We start from the raw sequence: 19,179 nt of genomic DNA, 5'->3' as shown, positions 1-19,179 counted from the left end.
CCTTTCCGTGCCTTTCCATGGGGTTCACCAGGCGCCCTGGCGGACCAGGTGGCGGCGGAGCTTTCCGGTTGCGGTGTGGGGCAGGGAAGCCACGAAGCTGGCGCTTCGGGGGACCTTGAAGGCCGCGAGCCGCTCATGCGCCAGGCCGAGGAGTTCGTCCTCCAGCCCGGCCCGCACCGGCGGTACGGGCACGACGAAGGCGCGCAGCCGGCTCACCCCGCGCGCGTCGGTGAGGGCGGCGACCGCGACTTCCTTCACCGCCGGATGCCGCCGCAGCACGGCCTCCACCTCCAGCGGGGAGACGGTGATGCCGCCGACCATCTCCATGTCGTCGGCGCGGCCCAGGTGCCGGTAGGTGCCGTCCGGTTCGCGGCGCGCCCGGTCGCGGGTGGCCAGCCAGCCGCCCACCAGGGTGCGGGCCGTCTCCTCGGGACGGTTCAGATAGCCGGGCGTCACCGTCGGCCCGCGCACCCACATCTCGCCCTCCGTGCCGTCCGGCACCGGGTGCCCGTCACGGTCACGCAGCTCCACCTCGAAGCCGGGGACGGGACGGCCGACCGTGCCCGGGTGGTTGTGCTGGAAGCTGTTGGCGCAGAAGGCGTGACCGGCCTCGGTGGAGCCGATCTGCTCCAGCACCGGCGCGCCGAGCAGCTCGGTGACCTGCCGCGCCAGCCCCTCCGGCATGCCCTCCCCGGCGGTCACCGCGGCCCGCACCGAGGCGAAGCAGGCCTCGTGCCCGCTGCCCCGGTCGGCCACCAGGGCGGCGTACGCCGACGGCACGGAGTACAGCACGGTCACCCGGTACCGGGCGACGAGCTCGTCGACGGCGGCTGGGGTCGGACGCCGGCCCACCAGCACGGCGGACGAACCGGAGAACAGCGGGAAGACGAAGGCGTTGCCGAAGCCGTAGGCGAAGTACAGCTTCGACACCGACAGGGTCACGTCGTCCTGGGTGATCCGCAGCACGCGCCGGCCGATGAGGTCGTGGTACGTCTTCGGGTCGCCGTGGCGGTGCACGACGCCCTTGGGGCGGCCCGTGGTGCCGGAGGTGTACTGGACGTACAGGGGGGTGTGCGCGTGGACCGGTCGGGCGGCGGCGGGCTCGGCGGCGGGGATGAGTGCCATGAGCTGGTCGGCGCCGAGGCGGGCCAGGCCACCGAACCGGTCCCCGTCCCCGTCCCGGTCCTCCGGTCCCGGTCCCGTCACGCACAGCACCGCCCCGGTGTCCTCGGCCATGAACGCGTGGTCGGCGGCGGGGAGTTCCGGGTTGACCAGCACGGCGACGGCACCGAGGCGGGCGGTGGCGAGGAACGCCGTCACCCAGGCGACGGAGTCGGGCAGCGCGAGCAGCACCCGGTCGCCGGGGCGTACGCCGTGGCCGGCGAGCACGGTCGCCGCGCGGGCCGCGAGGTCGTGCACCTCGCCATGGGTCCAGGTCCGGTGGCCCTGGTGGAGGGCGGCCCGGTCGGTCCACCCGCGCCGCTCGGCGAGCGCGGCGAGATGGGCGGCGAGATTCCCGGGGGCGCGGGCTTCGGCCGGGGGCAGGGGGGACTGCGGGGTCGTGGACTGTGAGGTCGTCATCGGGCGGGCTCCTCGGCGGAGGGCCGCTGCGGACGCGTGCCCACCGGGAGCGCGGTGGCCGTCCGCACCGCGGCTCGCTCCCGCTGTTCCCGTATCCGGTCAGCGGTGTACTGGTGCAGGGCCCGCATCGGGGCCGCCGTCTTCAGCAGCATCTCGTCGTACTCGGCAACCGGATCGGAGTCGAGGACGATGGCGCCGCCCGCGCCCAACTGCATCAGACCGTCGGCGAGCACGGCCGTACGGATGACGATGCTGAGGTCAGCGCCGCCGCTGCAGCCCAGGTAGCCGAGGGCGCCGGAGTACACGCCGCGGGCCTCGGTCTCCAGGGAGTCGATGATCTCCATGGTGCGCAGCTTCGGCGCGCCGGTCATCGAACCGCCGGGGAAGCAGGCGCGGACGCAGTCCACCACGTCCGTGCCGGTGCGCAGCCGGCCCTCGACGGTGGAGACGAGCTGGTGCACGGTGGCGTACGTCTCCGTGGCCATGAGCCGGGACACGCGCACCGTCCCGGTCCGGCACACCCGGCCCAGGTCGTTGCGGAGCAGGTCGACGATCATCAGGTTCTCGGCACGCGTCTTGGCGTCCGCCGCCAGCGCGTCCCTGAGCCGGGCGTCCTCCTCCGGCCCGGAGCCGCGGGGCGCGGTGCCCTTGATGGGCCGGGCCTCGGCGACACCGTCCCGGCCGACCCGCAGGAAACGCTCGGGGGAGGAGCCGGCCACGTCGAGGTCCCCGAACCTCAGGAACGCCGCGTACGGCGCCGGGTTGACGCGGCGCAGCGTCCGGTAGAAGTCATAGGCGTCGGGCGGGGCGGGTAACCGGGCGGCGTTGGTCAGACAGATCTCGTAACTGGTGCCCGCCCGCAGCTCCCGTCGGCAGGCGTCGATGTCCGCGAGATACGTCGCCCGGTCGCGCACCAGCCACGGCTCGGCGGCGCCGGGATCGGCCTCGCCCGGCACGGGCAGGGATGGCTGCCCCGAGGCCACGCAGGTGAGCTGCGCCAACGCGCTCTCCAGCCAGTCGGCGGCCTCCCGGGCGGCCTGCGGGGTGTCCTCCGCCAGGCAGACGGCGTAGGTGAAGCCCGCCTCGTGGTCCACCGCGATCAGCCGGTCGGCGAACAGCCAGCAGGAGTCCGGGATTTCGGACCGGTGACGGTTCGGCGAGCCGCAGTCGGCCTTCATCTCGTAGCCGAAGTAGCCGACATAGCCGCCGGTGAAGTCGAAGGGCAGCCCGGTGGCGTCGACATGGCGGTTCGTCAGCTGACGCTTGAGATAGTCGAAGACGCTCGCCCTGACCTTGCGCGGGGGCCGCCCCGCCCGCTCGATCTCGCATCGGCCGCTGTCCACGTCGTAGCGCACGAACTCGGCGAGCGGGCCGCTGTCGTCACCGAAGAACGAGAAGCGGGACCGGCCCTCCTCGACCAGCGAACTGTCCAGCCAGAACGCGCGCGGAGAGCCGGCGTACATCCGCGTGAAGGCGGCCTCCGTGTCGACCGCGGTGGTGATGCGGCGGGTGTGCAGACGGTAGGCGGGACGGCCGGGGCGGCGGGGGCGGGGGATGGTCACGGTGGCCGGGGCGGCCTTGGCGGAGGGGGCGGCCGTGTCGGCCGGGGTGTCGGCCCGGCGGGGGGCGCCGGCGTGGGGTGCGGTGGCTGCGGGGCGGGGGACGGCCACGTCCGGTGCGGGGATCGCGGTGTTCTTCGTACGGAGCTTGCGGGCCCGCTCGGCCGTGAGGTTGCGGAAGTTCACCAGCATGCGGTGGCCGTAGTCGGTGAGGACGGACTCCGGGTGGAACTGCACCCCCCACAGGGGCCGGCTGCGGTGCCGCAGCCCCATCAGGACGCCGTCCTCGGCCCAGGCGGTGGCCTCCAGGTTCTCGGGCAGCGGCTCGCGCACGGCCAGCGAGTGATATCGGACCGCGGTGAAGTTCTGCGGCAGCCCCTGGAACAGGTCCCGTTCGTCATGCCGGATCACGGAGAGATGCCCGTGCCGGGGCTCCGGGGCGGGCACCACGTGGCCCCCCTCCCCGAGAGCGATGCCCTGGTGGCCCAGACAGACGCCGAGCACGGGAACCGGGGACGCGGCGAGCACCCTGGCGCTGATGCCGAAGTCCCGCACCGCACCCGGATGTCCGGGGCCCGGTGACACCATCACGTTGTCGAACGCGCCAAGATCCGGGACCTCGTCCGCGGGGGCGTCGTTGAGGACCACCACCGGCTCCTCGCCATTGACCTCGGCGATCAGCTGGAACAGGTTGTACGTGTAAGAGTCGTAATTGTCGATGAGCAGGGTTTTCACCCACCCACCCCCCTCTGATGGTTCTCGGGCCTATGCGGTCCGCCGTTTGTGCCGACCGCGCAGCGCCTGGAGCGGTGGATACAGCCATTTACGGAAGAAGCGCTGAAGACGCGGCATCAGAATCCAGGTGACAAGTGCCGTCACGCACAGACACAAGAGCAGCGTCCGGACAAGCGCATTGAGGCCGCCGAGATACGGCAGTACGATCAGATTGAACAGGAGTACGGGCGGGAAAACCGCGCTCATATTCACGAACCACAACTTCCATTTCGACGGCGGCGCCGGCGGTGCGGGCGTCAGGGTCTGGGCATCGAACCACGCCTTGGAGCCCGGTACCCTCCTGCGCCCCGCCTCCCGGCCGAGCGGCTCCCCCCGGGCGTCCCACTGCGCCCGTGCGCTCGAGTTCTCCCAGGCCAGGGCCGCGCCCTCGCTGGCGAAGCGATAAACCACATGCCACTCCGCCTCCTTGTCGACGAGTACGCCACCCCCCAGGAACCCCGACTGCTGTGCGCTCGCGCCCAGCAGGGCCCACCCCCAGGAGTGGAACTCGGCCTCACGGCCCGGCACCACGTGATAGGCCACGGTGACGGTGACGGGATTACTGGTCATCGCCCTGGAATACGGAGAACGCGTGGCGGGCGTTCAAAGATTCAACGAAGATTTTCCCGCTGTCCGGAACGTAGTTCTTCGGGTGTTTTCGGCGGCCGTGCGAGGTTCCGGAAATTAATTGCCGGACGGCCGGAAAATGTGCGCGATCGATATTTGGCGCGCATCGGCGGTATTCGGCCCGCCCCCCGTCCGGGAGCGAGGGCCGTTCCGGCCGAAGCGGGGACGGGCAGGATCGCCGCACCGGCGCACAGAACACCCCGAACTACCCAAAGCGACAGTGGGGAAGCGGGAGAAGGGCGGCCCTCCGGCAGCCGCACTCTCACCGATCTCTAAGCTGTCCGCCGGACGACAACCGGTTCGACGGGGGAGACACGCATGGCGGAAACGCGACGCAGGCTGCGCTCGAGCACGGTCGTGCTCGGCGGCATGGGAGTCGTAGCGGCGGCCCTGACCTCCTGCGGCTCGGAACCCGACCGCCGCTGCGTCGACCGCGACAGCTACACCTACGAGGGCTACAAGATCATCGCGGACAAGAACTGCACGTTCGGTACCAGTTCGAGCTCGTCGTACGCCAGGAGCGGCAAGAAGAAGACCACCGGCTCCGACGCCGCCTGGTACTACGACGCCGACACCGACGACGGCCGCGCCGACTTCGGCACCTTCAGCCGCAGCGAGGCCGTCGACCGCGGCGGCTTCGGCTGCTCGGGCTCGGGCAGCAGCGGCGGCTGAGTAGGAGCCGTACAGATGGAGCGCCGCACGATCGAGCCCCGCCCCGGCTGGCAGCAGACCGTCGAGGAACAGGGGCTCATCTACCCCCTCACCCGCTACCCCGACAACTCCTTGCGCCCGTACTGGGACGAGAGCGCCCACTACGTCTTCTCCCTGGAGGAGGTCGAGGCGCTGGAGGAGGTCGTCGAGGAACTCCACCGCATGTGCCTGACGGCGGCCGAACACATCGTCGCCGCCCGCCGCTTCGCCGACCTCGGCATCACCGACCCACGCGTCGCGGACGCCGTCGCCGAGGCCTGGCGCCGGCGCGCCGAACTCCCCTCCGTCTACGGCCGCTTCGACCTCCACTACGACGGCACCGGCCCGGCGAAACTCCTGGAGTACAACGCCGACACCCCCACCTCGCTGGTCGAGGCCGCCTCGCCCCAGTGGTTCTGGATGGAGGAGCGCTTCCCCGGCGCCGACCAGTGGAACTCCCTCCACGAACGCCTCGTCGCCGCCTGGAAGAAGCAGTCCGCCCTGCTCCCGCCCGGCAGTCCCCTCTACTTCGCCTACTCCTCGGCCGACGAACTCGGCGAGGACATGATGACGGTCGCCTATCTGAAGGAGACAGCGGAACAGGCGGGCCTGGACACCAGCTGGATCTCCATGGAGGAGATCGGCTGGGACCGTCTCTCCGGCCGCTTCGTCGACAACCAACTCCGCTTCATCCGCAGCTGCTTCAAGCTCTACCCCTGGGAGTGGCTCACCACCGACCGCTTCGCCGACCACGTCCTCGACACCCTCGACAACGGCGGCGGCACCGGTACGACGCTGTGGATCGAGCCCGCCTGGAAGATGCTCCTCAGCAACAAGGCCCTCCTCGCCGTCCTCTGGGAGCTCTACCCGGACCACCCGAACCTCCTCCCCGCCCACCTCGACGGACCGAGGGAGCTGGCGGGCACGACGGGTTACGTCGCCAAGCCCCTGCTGGGCCGGGAGGGCGCGGGCGTGACGATCCACGAACCCGGCACCGAGGCCGTCGTCCGTGACGAGCCCTGCTGCTACCAGCAGCTGGCCCCGCTCCCCGCCTTCGACGGCAACCACGTCGTCCTCGGCGCCTGGGTCGTCGAGGGCGAGTCGGCCGGCCTCGGCATCCGTGAGTCGTCCGGCCTGATCACCGACGAGTACGCCCGCTTCCTGCCGCACGTGATCCTGTAACGCCCGTACGTCGAAAACTGCGTGGCGCATGCAGCATCGATGCAATACGATACGTCTCGTCTCTCACCGTCTCCCTTCTCCTCTCCTCTCCTCTCCTCTCCTCGCATCGACGGAAGCCCGGCACCCAATCGCAGACCAGAGGGAGCCCCATGGAACACTCCATCAACGCGGCACCCGGCATCCGCCTCTGGGCGGAAGACCACGGCGCCCCCGACGCGCCCCCGCTCCTCCTGATCATGGGCGCGCAGGCCTCCGGCCTCGGCTGGCCGGACGAACTGGTCGGCCTCCTCGCCGCCCAGCACCGCGTGATCCGCTACGACCACCGCGACACCGGCCGCTCCACCTGGGCCTACGACGACCGGCCCTACCCCCTCACCACCCTCGCCGACGACGCCCTCGCGGTCCTGGACGGCCTCGGCGTCGCACGTGCCCATGTCGTCGGCATGTCGCTGGGCGGCATGCTCACGCAGCTCCTGATCGCCGACCACCCGGACCGCCTGCTGAGCGCGACCCTGATCGGCACGGGCGCCCTCAGCGACACCCCGTACCGCCACCCGGACGGCACCCGCACCCCGGCGGAGGAACTCCCCGGCGTGGACCCCCGCATCATGGAACTGTGGTCCCAGCCGTGGACCGACGAGGGCCGGGAGGCGGAACTGGACCGACGGGTCGCCCACTGGCGGCTCCTGTCCGGCGGCCGAATCCCCTTCGACGCCGACTACTTCCGCACCCTCGACCACAAGGTCATCGCCCACACCGGCCATCACCGGCCCGGCGACGCCCATGGCCGCGCCGACTACTCGGGCATGCTCCGTACCGAACAACTCGCCCGGACCACGGTCCCCACCCTCGTCGTCTCAGCCCCCGCCGAACCGGTCTTCCCCCTCCCGCACGCCCACCACCTCGCCCAGACGATCCACGGCGCCCACGTCGTCGAGATCCCCGGCATGGGCCACGCACTCCCGCCCGAGACCCACAAGCCCCTCGCCACCGCGATCCTCGACCACACCGCACACCGCTGAAGCCGGGCGGCGGACGACGGCCGACTCACACCCCCAGCACTCCCCGCAACTGGGCGAGCCCCCAGTCCAGATCCTCCTTCCCGATCACCAGGGGCGGCGCGATACGGACCGTCGCCCCCTGGGTGTCCTTCACCAGCACACCCCGGTCCATCAGCTTCTCCGCCACCTCCCGCCCGGTCCCGAACGCCCGGGCGATGTCGACCCCCGCCCACAGCCCGCGCCCCCGCACCGCCGTCACCCGCCCCGTCCCGGCCAACAGCCCCAGCTCCCGGTGCAGATGCGCGCCGAGCTCCGCCGACCGCTCCTGGAACTCGCCCGTCCGCAGCATCGCGATCACCTCCAGCGCCACCGCGCACGCCAGCGGATTCCCGCCGAACGTCGACCCGTGCTCCCCGGGCCGGAACACCCCGAGCACCTCGGCCGACGACACCACCGCCGACACCGGCACGACCCCGCCCCCGAGCGCCTTGCCGAGCACATACACATCCGGCACCACCCCCTCGTGCTCGCACGCGAACGTACGACCCGTGCGCCCCAGCCCCGACTGGATCTCGTCCGCCACGAACAGCACGTTCCGCTCCCGCGTCAGCTCCCGCACCGCCGGCAGATAACCGGCCGGCGGCACGAGCACCCCCGCCTCGCCCTGGATCGGCTCCAGCAGCACGGCCACCGTGTTCTCCGTCATCGCCTCCCGCATCGCCGTCAGATCCCCGTACGGCACGATCTCGAAGCCCGGCGTGTACGGCCCGAAGTCCGCCCGCGCCTCCGGGTCGGTGGAGAAGCTGATGATCGTCGTCGTACGCCCGTGGAAGTTGTTCCCGGCGACCACGATCTTCGCCATCTCCGCCGGCACACCCTTGACCCGGTAACCCCACTTCCGGGCGGTCTTCACGGCTGTCTCCACCGCCTCCGACCCCGTGTTCATCGGCAGCACCATCTCCATCCCGCACAGCTCGGCCAGCTGCTCGCAGAACGCCGCGAACCGGTCGTGATGAAACGCCCGCGACGTCAGCGTCACCCGCTCCAGCTGCGCCTTCGCCGCGTCCAGGATCCGCCGGTTGCCGTGCCCGAAGTTGAGCGCCGAATACCCGGCCAGCAGATCCAGATACCGCCGCCCCTCCACATCCGTCATCCACGCCCCGTCCGCCGTCGCCACCACGACCGGCAACGGGTGGTAGTTGTGGGCGCTGTGCGCGTCGACCGCGGCGATCAGGGATTCGGTGGTGCTCGACGTGCTCACTGGGCTCTCCGTTTCCGCCACCACGAGGGCTCGTGTCCCGGCCGGCACGAGGCTCGCGGCCACTGTCCATTTCCGGCCTTACGAGTGCTTTGCGGCCCCTTCCTATCGTTGCTCGGATGGCGGACGCGGGACCATGCCCCGTCGGCGCGCCCGGTAGGCTGATCGACGGGCCGTGACTGGCGCGCTGGGATGGGACCGACCATCGGGGAGCGGCCCACTGGACCCTTCGTCCAGCACCGAGTGCCGTGCGCCTGGGCCGTACCGTGAACGCTGCACACGACGTCCGGAGGTCCCCATGCCAGCCGAGCCCCTCTCCACCGAGTCCACCGCCTTCCGCGCCGCCCTCGACGTGATCCGCGCCGTCGAGCCGCGGGTGGCCGACGCCATCGGCCAGGAGGTCGCCGACCAGCGCGAGATGCTCAAACTGATCGCCTCCGAGAACTACGCCTCCCCGGCCACCCTCCTGGCGATGGGCAACTGGTTCAGCGACAAGTACGCCGAGGGCACCGTCGGCCGCCGCTTCTACGCCGGCTGCCGCAACGTCGACACCGTCGAGTCCCTCGCCGCCGAACACGCCCGCGAGCTCTTCGGCGCCCGCCACGCCTACGTCCAGCCCCACTCCGGCATCGACGCCAACCTCGTCGCCTTCTGGGCCGTCCTCGCCGCCCGCGTCGAGGCCCCCGCCCTGGAGAAGGCCGGCGTCCGCCAGGTCAACGACCTCTCCGAGGCCGACTGGGCCGAGCTCCGCCAGGCCTTCGGCAACCAGCGCATGCTCGGCATGTCCCTGGACGCCGGCGGCCACCTCACCCACGGCTTCCGCCCGAACATCTCCGGCAAGATGTTCGACCAGCGCTCCTACGGCACCGACCCCGCCACGGGCCTGATCGACTACGAGGCGCTGCGCGTGTCGGCCCGCGAGTTCAAGCCGCTGATCATCGTCGCCGGCTACTCCGCCTACCCCCGCCTCGTGAACTTCCGGATCATGCGCGAGATCGCCGACGAGGTCGGCGCCACGCTCATGGTCGACATGGCCCACTTCGCCGGCCTGGTGGCGGGCAAGGTGCTGACCGGCGACTTCGACCCGGTCCCGCACGCCCAGATCGTCACCACCACCACCCACAAGTCGCTGCGCGGCCCGCGCGGCGGCATGGTCCTGTGCGACGACTCCCTCAAGGACCAGGTCGACCGCGGCTGCCCGATGGTCCTCGGCGGCCCGCTCCCGCACGTCATGGCCGCCAAGGCCGTCGCCCTCGCCGAGGCCCGCCAGGAGTCCTTCCGCGACTACGCCCAGCGCATCGTCGACAACTCCCGGGCGCTGGCCGATGGCCTGATGCGCCGGGGCGCGACCCTCGTGACCGGCGGTACGGACAACCACCTGAACCTGATCGACGTCGCCTCCTCCTACGGCCTCACCGGCCGCCAGGCCGAGGCCGCGCTCCTCGACTCCGGCATCGTCACCAACCGCAACGCCATCCCGGCCGACCCCAACGGGGCCTGGTACACCTCCGGCATCCGCATCGGCACCCCCGCCCTGACCACCCGCGGCCTGGGCACCGCCGAGATGGACGAGGTCGCCGCCCTCATCGACCGCGTCCTCACCACCACCGAGCCCGGTACGACCAAGTCGGGCGCCCCGTCCAAGGCCGCTCACGTCCTGGACCCGAAGATCGCGGACGAGATCTCCCACCGCGCCACCGACCTCGTGGCCGGCTTCCCGCTGTACCCGGAGATCGACCTCGGCTGACGGCCGCACGACGCGCCGAGGGCCTCACCGGTCCAGGTCGATCGACTCCTGTCGTGGCTTCTCCCGCGGCGGTCCGGCTCCCGGCCGGGCCGCCGCGCGGCGGGCTGCCGTGCGCACTGTGTTCCTCGTCTCATCGGCGACGATCGCCGGCAGCCATGGCTTGAACGCCGCGCCGTCCTTGAACCGGCCGGCGTGCGTTCGGACCGGATCGGTTCCCACCTGTGTCACATCTGTTTCCGAGCGGTTCCGGATCGGTCCCCGACACCTGAGAGAATGGTGAGCATGGCCTCTGATCGACCCCGCGTGCTCTCCGGAATCCAGCCCACCGCAGGCTCGTTCCACCTCGGCAACTACCTCGGCGCCGTCCGCCAGTGGGTGGCGCTGCAGGAGACCCACGACGCGTTCTACATGGTCGTCGACCTGCACGCGATCACGGTCCCGCAGGACCCGAAGGAACTGCGCGCCAACACCCGCCTGGCCGCCGCACAGCTCCTCGCGGCCGGACTCGACCCCGAGCGCTGCACGCTCTTCGTCCAGAGCCACGTCCCCGAGCACGCCCAGCTCGCCTGGGTCATGAACTGCTTCACCGGCTTCGGCGAGGCCTCCCGCATGACCCAGTTCAAGGACAAGTCCGCCAAGCAGGGCGCCGAGCGGGCCTCCGTCGGCCTGTTCACGTACCCGATCCTGCAGGTCGCGGACATCCTGCTGTACCAGGCCAACGAGGTCCCGGTCGGCGAGGACCAGCGCCAGCACATCGAGCTCACGCGCGACCTCGCCGAGCGCTTCAACGGCCGCTTCGGCCCGACCTTCACCGTCCCGAAGCCGTACATCCTCAAGGAGACGGCGAAGATCTACGACCTTCAGGACCCGTCGATCAAGATGAGCAAGTCGGCGTCGACGCCGAAGGGCCTCATCAACCTCCTCGACGAGCCCAGGACCACCGCCAAGAAGGTCAAGAGCGCGGTCACCGACACCGAGACCGTCATCCGCTACGACGTCGGGAACAAGCCGGGCGTCAGCAACCTGCTCACCATCTACTCGACCCTCACGGGGACGGGAATCGCGGAACTGGAGCAGAAGTACGACGGCAAGGGCTACGGTGCGCTCAAGACGGACCTCGCCGAGGTCATGGTCGAGTTCGTGACGCCCTTCCGGGAGCGCACCCAGCAGTATCTGGACGATCCGGAGACGCTGGACTCGATCCTGGCCAAGGGCGCGGAGAAGGCGCGCGCCGTCGCCGCGGAGACGCTCTCCCAGGCGTACGACAGGGTGGGTTTCCTGCCCGCGAAGCACTGAGCCCGTACAGCGCTGCATATCACTACGGTTGCGCCTGCCCGCAGCACGGCCGTAGCCGTACAGTCGATAGCCGAGTGGCTGCCACGGCGGCCACTCACGCTCACCAACAGACGACAGGAGACGACGTGGGGACCGTAACGATCGGCGTGTCGATCGCGGTCCCGGAGCCTCACGGCAGCCTGCTCCAGGAGCGGCGCGCGGGCTTCGGCGACGCCGCTGCTCACGGCATCCCCACGCACGTCACGCTGCTGCCGCCGACAGAGGTCGACGCCTCGCTGCTGCCCGCGATCGAGGCCCATCTCGAGGAGGTCGCGGCCGCCGGCCGTGCCTTCCCGATGCGGCTGTCCGGCACCGGCACCTTCCGGCCCCTCTCGCCGGTCGTCTTCGTCCAGGTCGTCGAGGGCGCCGAGGCCTGCACCTGGCTGCAGAAGCAGGTCCGCGACGCCTCCGGGCCCGTGGCGCGCGAACTGCAGTTCCCGTACCACCCGCACGTCACGGTCGCGCACGGAATCGACGACGAGTCGATGGACCGCGCCTTCGAGGAACTGGCCGACTACCGGGCCGAGTGGCCCTGCACCGGATTCGCCCTCTACGAACAGGGCGCCGACGGCGTGTGGCGCAAGCTGAGGGACTTCACCTTCGGGGGCACGGTGGTGCCGCCGCAGGCGGGGCATGTGGAGCGCGAGACGCTCCGCTAGGAGTGCCGGGCCCCTGAGGGGCGCTTACAGCGCCCCTGCGCTAGACCGGCAACCTTCGGAACAGCGCCCGCGGCGCGTGCCGCAGTGCCGACATCACCACCCTGAGCGCGCCCGGGACCCACACCGTCTCCGAGCGTCGGCGCAGGCCCAGTTCGATGGCCGTGGCTACCGCTTCCGGGGTGGTCGCGAGGGGGGCTTCGTCCAGGCCTGCGGTCATTTTCGAGCGTACGAACCCGGGGCGTACGACCATGACGTGTACGCCGGTGCCGTGCAGTGCGTCGCCCAGGCCCTGGGTGAAGGCGTCGAGGCCGGCCTTGCTGGAGCCGTAGATGAAGTTGGCGCGGCGGGCCCGTTCACCGGCGACGGAGGAGAGGACGACGAGCGAGCCGTGGCCCTGGGACTGGAGGGCGCCGGCGCTGACCAGGCTCGCCGACACGGCGCCCGTGTAGTTGGTCTGGGCCACGCGTACCGCGTTCAGCGGCTCACGCTCGTCGCGCGCCTGGTCGCCGAGGACTCCGAAGGCGAGGAGCACCATGTCGACGTCGCCCTCCGCGAACACCTTGCCGAGCACCGCCTCGTGGGACTCGGGGTCCAGCGCGTCGAAGGCCACGGTGTGCACGTCGGCCCCCAGGGCGCGCAGATCGGCCGCGGACTGCTCCAGGGCGGGCGACGGGCGGCCCGCCAGCCAGACCGTGCGGGTGCGGCGCGCGATCAGGCGGCGTGCGGTGGCCAGCGCGATCTTGGACGTACCGCCGAGGACGAGCAGGGACTGGGGGATGCCGAAGGCGTCCTTCACTACAGCTCCTAGAGAGATCTGAGAGTCCGAGAGATCCGGTGTGGGGTTCTGGTCGGGTTCTAAAGGCCGAGGCGGCGGGCCAGGTCCGAGACGAACACCCCGCGCGGGTCGAGCTCCGCGCGCAGCGCGCGGAAGTCGTCCAGGCGGGGGTACATCGCGGCGAGCAGTTCGGGCCGCAGCCGGGAGTCCTTGGCGAGGTAGACGCGCCCGCCCGCCGCGGCCACCTCCTCGTCCAACTCGTCGAGGAGGACGGCGAGGCCGGGCAGGCCGGCCGGGATGTCCAGGGCCAGCGTCCAGCCGGGGACGGGGAAGGAGAGCCAGCCGGGGTCGGCGTCCCCGAAGCGCTTGAGGACGGCCAGGAAGGACGGGCAGCGGTGCTCGGAGATGCGCCGCACGATCCGGCGCAGGGTGTCCTCCTGGCCGTTCCCGACGGCGAACTGGTACTGCACGAAGCCGCCCCGGCCGTAGATCCGGTTCCAGTGGGGGACGCCGTCCAGGGGGTGGAAGAAGGCGGAGAGCTTCTGCAGTTCGCCGGTACGCGCGCGTGGAGCCCTGCGGTACCAGAGCTCGTTGAACCAGCCGACCGTACGGCGGCTCAGCAGTCCCTCCGGAACGAAGGCGGGCGCGGCGGGCAGGCGGGAGGGGCGGAAGGCGAGCGGCTCTCTACGCGCGCGCGTGCCTTCGCGCAGTGCCTCCAGGGGCGCGTGGTCGCCGCGCGTGAGCACCGCGCGGCCCGTCGCCGCGCCGCGCGCCAGCAGGTCGATCCACGCGACCGAGTAGCGGTAATGGTCGTCGGTGGCGACCAGGCGGGCCATCAGGTCGTCGAGGTCCCGCGCGCGCTCCGTGTCGACCGACATCAACGAGGTCTGCACCGGCTGGAGTTGGACCGTCGCGGTCAGGATCACGCCCGTCAGGCCCATGCCGCCGGTGGTGGCGTCGAACAGCGGCGTGCCGCGGCGGACGGTGTGGATCTCGCCGTCGGCGGTGAGGAGTTCCAAGGACAGGACGTGGCGGGAGAAGGAGCCCGAGACGTGGTGGTTCTTGCCGTGGATGTCGGCGCCGATCGCGCCGCCGACCGTCACATAGCGGGTGCCCGGCGTCACCGGCACGAACCAGCCGAGCGGCAGCAGCACCTCCATCAGCCGGTGCAGGGAGACCCCCGCGTCGCACAGCACGGTGCCGCCGTCGGCGTCGATCGCGTGGACGCGGTCCAGACCCGTCATGTCGAGCACCGTGCCCCCGGCGTTCTGCGCCGCGTCCCCGTACGCCCGCCCCAGGCCCCTCGGGATGCCCCCGCGGGCCCCACAGCCCCGAACGGCCGCCGCGGCCTCCTCGTACGTCCGTGGGCGGATCAGACGGGCGGTGGTGGGGGCGGTGCGGCCCCATCCCGTGACGGAGACGGTGTCGGCAGGCATGTCGGCGACCGTAGCGCCCCTATATGGGCGAGTAGTTCTGAAACATTCCTCTCCTCCCCGAAATGGGTGATTAATGGGATGTCGCCCAATATGTTCGTAGTTCTGACGATGTGGACGTGAACAGTGAGTCCACATGGACCGCCTCGACGACGACATGGACCACCGAAGCCTCGGTGGCACGGACCGACGAAGCCCGCGGGGCACGGAGCGCCGAAGCCTGCGGGGCACGGAGCGCCGAAGCCTGCGGGGCACGGAGCGCCGGATCCTTTCGGCGTTCCACGCCCGCGGCCGCGACCCACGCGTCGCCTCCGCCGCGCGCGCCCTGTCCTGGGCCGGCGAGCACGGCGCGCTGTGGCTGGCGGCGGGCCTCGCGGGGGCCGCCGTGGACGGAGGGCGACGCGGCGCCTGGTTGCGCGGCACGGCGCTCACCGCGGGTGCGCACCTCGTCAGCATGGGGGTGAAAAGGGTGGTGCGCCGCCCGCGTCCGGCGCATGTCACGCCCCTCGTGCGCACCGCCGGCCGGCACTCCTTCCCCAGCTCCCACGCGACCTCCGCCGCGGCCGCCGCCGTCGCCTACGGCACGCTCGGCGCGTACGTGATCCCGCCGCTCGCCGCCGCGATGTGCGTGTCACGCCTGGTCGTCGGCGTGCACTACCCCTCGGACGTGGCGGCGGGCGCGGCCCTGGGGGCGCTCACGGCGTGCGTCGGGGCGGGCTGGATGAGGAAGGGGAGCGCCCATGACTGAGGCAGCGCCCCTCACGAGTGCCGCGAGCGACCGGGAAGCGCTGCTCCACGAGCAGCGCACGCCCCCGCGACCATCCGCACCACCACCCCGCAAAGGCGGCCTCCGCGCGCTCCCCAAAGGCCTCCTCAGGACCGCGCGCCCCAAGCAGTGGGTCAAGAACATCCTGGTCATCGCGGCTCCGGCCGCCGCCGGCGAGCTCTTCTCGGCCGGCGCCCTGACCCAACTCGCGCTCGTCTTCGCCCTCTTCACCGCCTGCGCCTCCGCCGTCTACCTGGTCAACGACGCCCGCGACGCCGAAGCGGACCGCGCGCACCCCACCAAACGCCACCGCCCGGTCGCCGCGGGACAGGTCCCCGTGCCCGTCGCGTACGCCGTGGGAGGCGCCCTCGCCGTCCTCGCGCCGGCCACCGCGGCCTGGCTGACCTCGCCCGCCGTCGCCGCCCTGCTCACCGCGTACCTCGGCATGCAACTGGCGTACTGCGTCAGCCTCAAGCACGTCCTGGTCGTCGACCTCGTCGTCGTCACGACCGGGTTCCTGATGCGGGCGGTGGTCGGCGGGCTCGCGCTCGGCATCCCGCTGTCGCGCTGGTTCCTCATCACGACCGGGTTCGGGGCGCTGTTCATGGTGTCGGCCAAGCGCTACTCCGAAGCCGTGCAGATGGCCGGGAAAGCGGGCGCCACGCGCGCGTTGCTCACCGAGTACACCACCGGCTATCTGCGCTTCGTGTGGCAGTTGGCGGCCGGAGTCGCCGTCCTCGGCTACTGCCTGTGGGCCCTGGAGGAAGGCGGCGTCCCGCACACCAGCGTGCTGCCCTGGCGCCAGCTGTCCATGGTCGCCTTCATCCTCGCGATCCTGCGCTACGCCGTCTTCGCCGATCGCGGCACGGCGGGCGAACCCGAGGACGTCGTCCTGCACGACCGCGCGCTCGCCGTCATCGGCCTGGCGTGGCTGGCGATGTACGGGCTGGCGGTGGCCAATTGGTAGGTACGCGTGCGTGGGGCGGCCGACGCGAACTCCTCGGCTTCGCCGCCGTCGGCCTCCTCGCCTACGCCGTCGACCTCGCCCTCTTCACCTGCCTGCGCGGCCCCGCCGCCCTGGACCCCCTCACCGCCAAAGCCCTCTCCTTCGTCGCCGGCTGCACGGTCGCCTACGCCGGGAACGCGCTCGGCACCTACCGCCACACCCACCCGAGGGGCCTGCGGCCCTACGCCGTCTTCTTCGCGGTGAACATCGCCGGAGCGCTCGTACAGCTCCTCTGTCTCGCTGTCAGCCACTACGGCCTCGGCCTCACCTCGCAGCGCGCGGACACCGTCTCCGGGGCAGGAATCGGGATGGTCCTGGCTACAGTCCTGCGGTTCTGGGGCACTCGGACATTGGTCTTCCGTGCGGAGGGCAGAGTCGGGTCATGGACTGGCTGAAGAAACTCCCCGGCGTCGGGCCGATGGTGGCCCGGCTCATGACCACGCACGCGTGGCGGTCGTACGAGCGCATGGACCGGGTGAAGTGGACACGGCTGGCCGCCGCGATGACGTTCACCAGTTTCGTCGCGCTGTTTCCGTTGCTCACCGTGGCCGCCGCCATCGCCGCCGCGACGCTCAGCAGGAAGCAGCAGGACCAGCTGGAAGACAAGATCACCGACCAGGTCCCCGGCATCTCCGACCAGCTCGACATCGACGGCCTGGTCCAGAACGCCGGCACCGTCGGCCTCATCGCCGGCGCCGTCCTGCTGTTCACCGGCATCGGCTGGGTCGGCTCCATGCGCGAGTGTCTGCGCGCGGTGTGGGAGGTGCCCGAGGACGAGGGGAACCCCGTCCTGCGCAAGGCCAAGGACGCGGGCGTCCTGGTCGGCTTCGGGGGCGCCGTACTGGTGACGCTCGCGGCCTCCGCCGTCGCCTCCGCCATGGTCGGCTGGATCACCCGGCAGCTCGGCATCGACGAGGGCGGCTGGGGCGGGGTCCTGCTGCAGATCGCCGCGTTCCTTGTCGCCGTACTCGCCAACTTCCTGCTCCTGCTGTACGTCCTGACCCTGCTGCCCGGCGTCGAACCGCCACGCCGCCGGCTGATGGTGGCCGCGCTGATCGGCGCGGTCGGGTTCGAACTGCTGAAGTTGCTGCTGAGCGGCTATATGCAGGGCGTGGCCACGAAGAGCATGTACGGCGCGTTCGGCGTGCCGGTCGCCCTGCTGCTGTGGATCAACTTCACCGCGAAGCTGGTGGTGTTCTGCGCCGCCTGGACGGCGACGCAGGGCAAGGAGGTCGAACTCGCCGACGGGGCCGAAGACTCGGGCTCCTCCGAAGACTCGGGCGAGTCCGCAGGGTCGGGCCGGTCAGCGGAGTCGGGCGAGTCTTCGGAGCCGGGGCCAGGAGAGTCCGACGACGCGGGCGAGGCCGAGAAGCCCGGGCGCCCCGAGCGGCCCGGGGACCCCGAGCGGCCCGGGGACCCCGAGCGGCCCGGGGACCCCGAGAACCCCGGAGTCAGGGGCGGCTCCGGCGGCGCACCAGGTCGGGCAGCGGCCACCGGCGGTTGATCAGGAACGCGCCCGCCGCGAGCAGCACCAGCACCCCGCCGGTGATCCCGAGCGCGACGCCGATGCCCGTCGAGCCGCCCGCGGCCGAGGCACCCACCGCGGGCTTCGCGGACTTCTCGGCGCTCCCGGCGCCACCGGCCTCCCCGGAGTCGTTCGCACCGGGCTGCGCGCCGGCCTGCGTCGCGCTCTTCGGCGGCACCAGCTCACCCACCGGCTGCACCTCGCCGGCCGCCTGGAAGCCCCAGTCGAAGAGCTTCGCGGTCTCCTTGTAGACCTCGTTGTGCTCGCTCTTCTCGGGGTTCATGACCGTGACGAGCAGCACCTTGCCGTTCCGCTCGGCCACGCCGGTGAAGGTGGCGCCGGCGTTGGTGGTGTTGCCGTTCTTGACGCCGGCGATGCCCTGGTAGACGGAGATGTCGGAGTCGCCGCTCAGCAGCCGGTTGGTGTTCTGGATCTCGAAGGACTTCCGGACGGACTTGCCCTTCTTGTTCTTCTTCGTCTCGCCCGGGAACTTCGCGGTGACGGTCGAGCAGTACTCGCGGAAGTCCTTCTTCTGCAGCCCGGAACGGGCGATCAGGGTGAGGTCGTACGCCGACGAGACCTGGCGCGGAGCGTCGTAGCCGTCGGGCGACACCGCGTACGTGTCGAGGGCCTGAAGCTCCTCGGCGTGCTCGTTCATCTCCTTGACGGTGTGGTCGATCCCGCCGTTCATCTTCGACAGGACGTGCACGGCGTCGTTGCCGGAGCGCAGGAACACGCCGAGCCACAGGTCGTGGACGGAGTACGTCTCGCCTTCCTTTATCCCGACCATGCTGGACCCGGACCCGATGTCCGCCAGGTCGGACGGGACGACCTTGTGTTCCATGGTCTTCGGGAACTTCGGCAGCACCGTGTCGGCGAACAGCATCTTCATGGTGCTCGCGGGCGGCAGCCGCCAGTGCGCGTTGTGCGCCGCGAGCACATCACCGGACTCGGCGTCGGCGACGACCCAGGAACGGGCGGTCAGATCCTTGGGCAGCACGGGGACGCCGCTCGCCAGATTCACCTGGGTACCGGGCTGTCCCAGCCGCTCGCCGCCCACGGTCGACATGTTCGCCGGGGGAGTGGCCGACGGGCTCGTACTCGGTGACGGCTTGGGAGCCGCGTAGGAGGCGGGCGCGGTCAGCGCGAGGGACGACAGGACGGCGGAAGTGACCAGCAGGGAGCGCCTGACGGTCTTCTTGGGTGCGGGCACGACCGAGAACGTACATGCCGTTGCCATGGAAGTCCCGCTTCTTCCCCC

17 protein-coding genes, 1 pseudogene and 1 riboswitch are annotated in these 19,179 nt (G+C 71.3%); of the genes and pseudogenes, 10 read left to right on the top strand and 8 right to left on the bottom strand.

The window, feature by feature from the left end:
• Nucleotides 1-24: 24 nt before the first annotated feature.
• The 3 genes from QQM39_RS16170 to QQM39_RS16160 are packed head-to-tail and all read right to left on the bottom strand — an operon-like array spanning nucleotide 25 to nucleotide 4,484.
• Entirely contained in the window at nucleotides 25-1,581 is a 1,557-nt protein-coding gene (locus QQM39_RS16170) for a benzoate-CoA ligase family protein (RefSeq protein ID WP_301997461.1), read from the bottom strand.
• Complete coding sequence (gene pabB, locus QQM39_RS16165; protein WP_301997459.1) at nucleotides 1,578-3,875, bottom strand: aminodeoxychorismate synthase component I; 2,298 nt, start codon at nucleotides 3,873-3,875, stop codon at nucleotides 1,578-1,580. Before pabB ends, QQM39_RS16170 begins: the two co-directional genes overlap by 4 nt.
• A gap of 30 nt (nucleotides 3,876-3,905) precedes the next feature.
• Nucleotides 3,906-4,484 carry an antibiotic biosynthesis monooxygenase gene (locus QQM39_RS16160; RefSeq protein WP_301997457.1) on the bottom strand — a complete coding sequence of 193 codons (579 nt, stop codon included), beginning with the start codon at nucleotides 4,482-4,484 and terminating at the stop codon, nucleotides 3,906-3,908.
• A 375-nt stretch (nucleotides 4,485-4,859) separates the two neighbouring features.
• On the opposite strand from QQM39_RS16160, the gene QQM39_RS16155 reads away from it, so the two are divergent.
• The 3 genes from QQM39_RS16155 (at nucleotide 4,860) to QQM39_RS16145 (ending at nucleotide 7,435) form a co-directional block, all read left to right on the top strand.
• A complete protein-coding gene (locus tag QQM39_RS16155) occupies nucleotides 4,860-5,213 on the top strand; it encodes a hypothetical protein (RefSeq protein WP_301997455.1) in 354 nt (117 codons plus the stop codon).
• A 15-nt stretch (nucleotides 5,214-5,228) separates the two neighbouring features.
• Nucleotides 5,229-6,413, top strand: coding sequence for a glutathionylspermidine synthase family protein (locus tag QQM39_RS16150; protein ID WP_301997453.1), 1,185 nt, complete (start codon nucleotides 5,229-5,231; stop codon nucleotides 6,411-6,413).
• A 149-nt stretch (nucleotides 6,414-6,562) separates the two neighbouring features.
• On the top strand, nucleotides 6,563-7,435 hold the full coding sequence (locus tag QQM39_RS16145; RefSeq protein WP_301997451.1) for an alpha/beta fold hydrolase: 873 nt from the start codon (nucleotides 6,563-6,565) through the stop codon (nucleotides 7,433-7,435).
• 25 nt (nucleotides 7,436-7,460) lie between these two features.
• On the opposite strand, the gene rocD is transcribed toward QQM39_RS16145, so the two are convergent.
• The gene (rocD, locus tag QQM39_RS16140; protein WP_301997449.1) at nucleotides 7,461-8,675 is read right to left on the bottom strand and encodes an ornithine--oxo-acid transaminase; all 1,215 of its coding nucleotides are present in this window, start codon (nucleotides 8,673-8,675) and stop codon (nucleotides 7,461-7,463) included.
• Nucleotides 8,676-8,837: 162 nt separating this feature from the next.
• A riboswitch (ZMP/ZTP riboswitch) is annotated at nucleotides 8,838-8,939 on the top strand.
• Nucleotides 8,940-8,970: 31 nt separating this feature from the next.
• Between rocD and QQM39_RS16135 the strand changes: the two genes are divergently transcribed.
• Entirely contained in the window at nucleotides 8,971-10,419 is a 1,449-nt protein-coding gene (locus tag QQM39_RS16135; RefSeq protein WP_301997447.1) for a glycine hydroxymethyltransferase, read from the top strand.
• Nucleotides 10,420-10,515: 96 nt separating this feature from the next.
• Here QQM39_RS16135 and QQM39_RS16130 read toward each other — a convergent pair.
• Nucleotides 10,516-10,608, bottom strand: a pseudogene (locus tag QQM39_RS16130) (siderophore-interacting protein); the annotation flags it as partial.
• 93 nt (nucleotides 10,609-10,701) lie between these two features.
• On the opposite strand from QQM39_RS16130, the gene trpS reads away from it, so the two are divergent.
• Together trpS and QQM39_RS16120 are read left to right on the top strand one after the other, a co-directional pair.
• Complete coding sequence (trpS, locus tag QQM39_RS16125; protein WP_301997446.1) at nucleotides 10,702-11,715, top strand: tryptophan--tRNA ligase; 1,014 nt, start codon at nucleotides 10,702-10,704, stop codon at nucleotides 11,713-11,715.
• A 125-nt stretch (nucleotides 11,716-11,840) separates the two neighbouring features.
• Entirely contained in the window at nucleotides 11,841-12,413 is a 573-nt protein-coding gene (locus tag QQM39_RS16120; RefSeq protein ID WP_301997445.1) for a 2'-5' RNA ligase family protein, read from the top strand.
• A 40-nt stretch (nucleotides 12,414-12,453) separates the two neighbouring features.
• Here the strand turns inward: QQM39_RS16120 and QQM39_RS16115 are convergent, their stop codons facing one another.
• The gene (locus tag QQM39_RS16115; protein WP_301997444.1) at nucleotides 12,454-13,209 is read right to left on the bottom strand and encodes a decaprenylphospho-beta-D-erythro-pentofuranosid-2-ulose 2-reductase; all 756 of its coding nucleotides are present in this window, start codon (nucleotides 13,207-13,209) and stop codon (nucleotides 12,454-12,456) included.
• A 59-nt stretch (nucleotides 13,210-13,268) separates the two neighbouring features.
• Nucleotides 13,269-14,624 (bottom strand): FAD-binding protein, encoded by a 1,356-nt coding sequence (locus QQM39_RS16110; RefSeq protein ID WP_301997442.1) that lies wholly within the window; start codon nucleotides 14,622-14,624, stop codon nucleotides 13,269-13,271.
• A 241-nt stretch (nucleotides 14,625-14,865) separates the two neighbouring features.
• Between QQM39_RS16110 and QQM39_RS16105 the strand changes: the two genes are divergently transcribed.
• From QQM39_RS16105 to QQM39_RS16090, 4 genes are read left to right on the top strand one after another with little or no spacing between them, the layout of a single operon-like run.
• Complete coding sequence (locus tag QQM39_RS16105) at nucleotides 14,866-15,369, top strand: phosphatase PAP2 family protein (protein WP_302003605.1); 504 nt, start codon at nucleotides 14,866-14,868, stop codon at nucleotides 15,367-15,369.
• Nucleotides 15,362-16,354, top strand: coding sequence for a decaprenyl-phosphate phosphoribosyltransferase (locus QQM39_RS16100; RefSeq protein WP_301997441.1), 993 nt, complete (start codon nucleotides 15,362-15,364; stop codon nucleotides 16,352-16,354). Before QQM39_RS16105 ends, QQM39_RS16100 begins: the two co-directional genes overlap by 8 nt.
• On the top strand, nucleotides 16,348-16,788 hold the full coding sequence (locus QQM39_RS16095) for a GtrA family protein (RefSeq protein ID WP_301997440.1): 441 nt from the start codon (nucleotides 16,348-16,350) through the stop codon (nucleotides 16,786-16,788). Before QQM39_RS16100 ends, QQM39_RS16095 begins: the two co-directional genes overlap by 7 nt.
• The gene (locus QQM39_RS16090; protein WP_301997439.1) at nucleotides 16,776-17,897 is read left to right on the top strand and encodes a YihY/virulence factor BrkB family protein; all 1,122 of its coding nucleotides are present in this window, start codon (nucleotides 16,776-16,778) and stop codon (nucleotides 17,895-17,897) included. The genes QQM39_RS16095 and QQM39_RS16090 overlap by 13 nt, the downstream gene beginning before the upstream one ends.
• On the opposite strand, the gene QQM39_RS16085 is transcribed toward QQM39_RS16090, so the two are convergent.
• On the bottom strand, nucleotides 17,845-19,131 hold the full coding sequence (locus QQM39_RS16085; RefSeq protein WP_302003604.1) for a D-alanyl-D-alanine carboxypeptidase family protein: 1,287 nt from the start codon (nucleotides 19,129-19,131) through the stop codon (nucleotides 17,845-17,847). The genes QQM39_RS16090 and QQM39_RS16085 overlap by 53 nt on opposite strands.
• Nucleotides 19,132-19,179: the final 48 nt, after the last annotated feature.

Origin of the sequence: Streptomyces sp. DT2A-34, from assembly GCF_030499515.1 — a bacterium.
Taxonomy (GTDB): domain Bacteria; phylum Actinomycetota; class Actinomycetes; order Streptomycetales; family Streptomycetaceae; genus Streptomyces.
The sequence above is the reverse complement of the archived record's forward strand: the minus strand, read 5'-3'. Positions and strand labels throughout refer to the sequence as shown.

Bases quoted from the DNA above. Each gene is read 5' to 3' on its own strand.
- QQM39_RS16170 (WP_301997461.1), bottom strand. From the start codon at position 1,581: ATGACGACCTCACAGTCCACGACCCCGCAGTCCCCCCTGCCCCCGGCC.
- QQM39_RS16160 (WP_301997457.1), bottom strand. From the start codon at position 4,484: ATGACCAGTAATCCCGTCACCGTCACCGTGGCCTATCACGTGGTGCCG.
- QQM39_RS16155 (WP_301997455.1), top strand. From the start codon at position 4,860: ATGGCGGAAACGCGACGCAGGCTGCGCTCGAGCACGGTCGTGCTCGGC.
- QQM39_RS16150 (WP_301997453.1), top strand. From the start codon at position 5,229: ATGGAGCGCCGCACGATCGAGCCCCGCCCCGGCTGGCAGCAGACCGTC.
- QQM39_RS16145 (WP_301997451.1), top strand. From the start codon at position 6,563: ATGGAACACTCCATCAACGCGGCACCCGGCATCCGCCTCTGGGCGGAA.
- QQM39_RS16135 (WP_301997447.1), top strand. From the start codon at position 8,971: ATGCCAGCCGAGCCCCTCTCCACCGAGTCCACCGCCTTCCGCGCCGCC.
- trpS (WP_301997446.1), top strand. From the start codon at position 10,702: ATGGCCTCTGATCGACCCCGCGTGCTCTCCGGAATCCAGCCCACCGCA.
- QQM39_RS16110 (WP_301997442.1), bottom strand. From the start codon at position 14,624: ATGCCTGCCGACACCGTCTCCGTCACGGGATGGGGCCGCACCGCCCCC.
- QQM39_RS16100 (WP_301997441.1), top strand. From the start codon at position 15,362: ATGACTGAGGCAGCGCCCCTCACGAGTGCCGCGAGCGACCGGGAAGCG.
- QQM39_RS16090 (WP_301997439.1), top strand. From the start codon at position 16,776: ATGGACTGGCTGAAGAAACTCCCCGGCGTCGGGCCGATGGTGGCCCGG.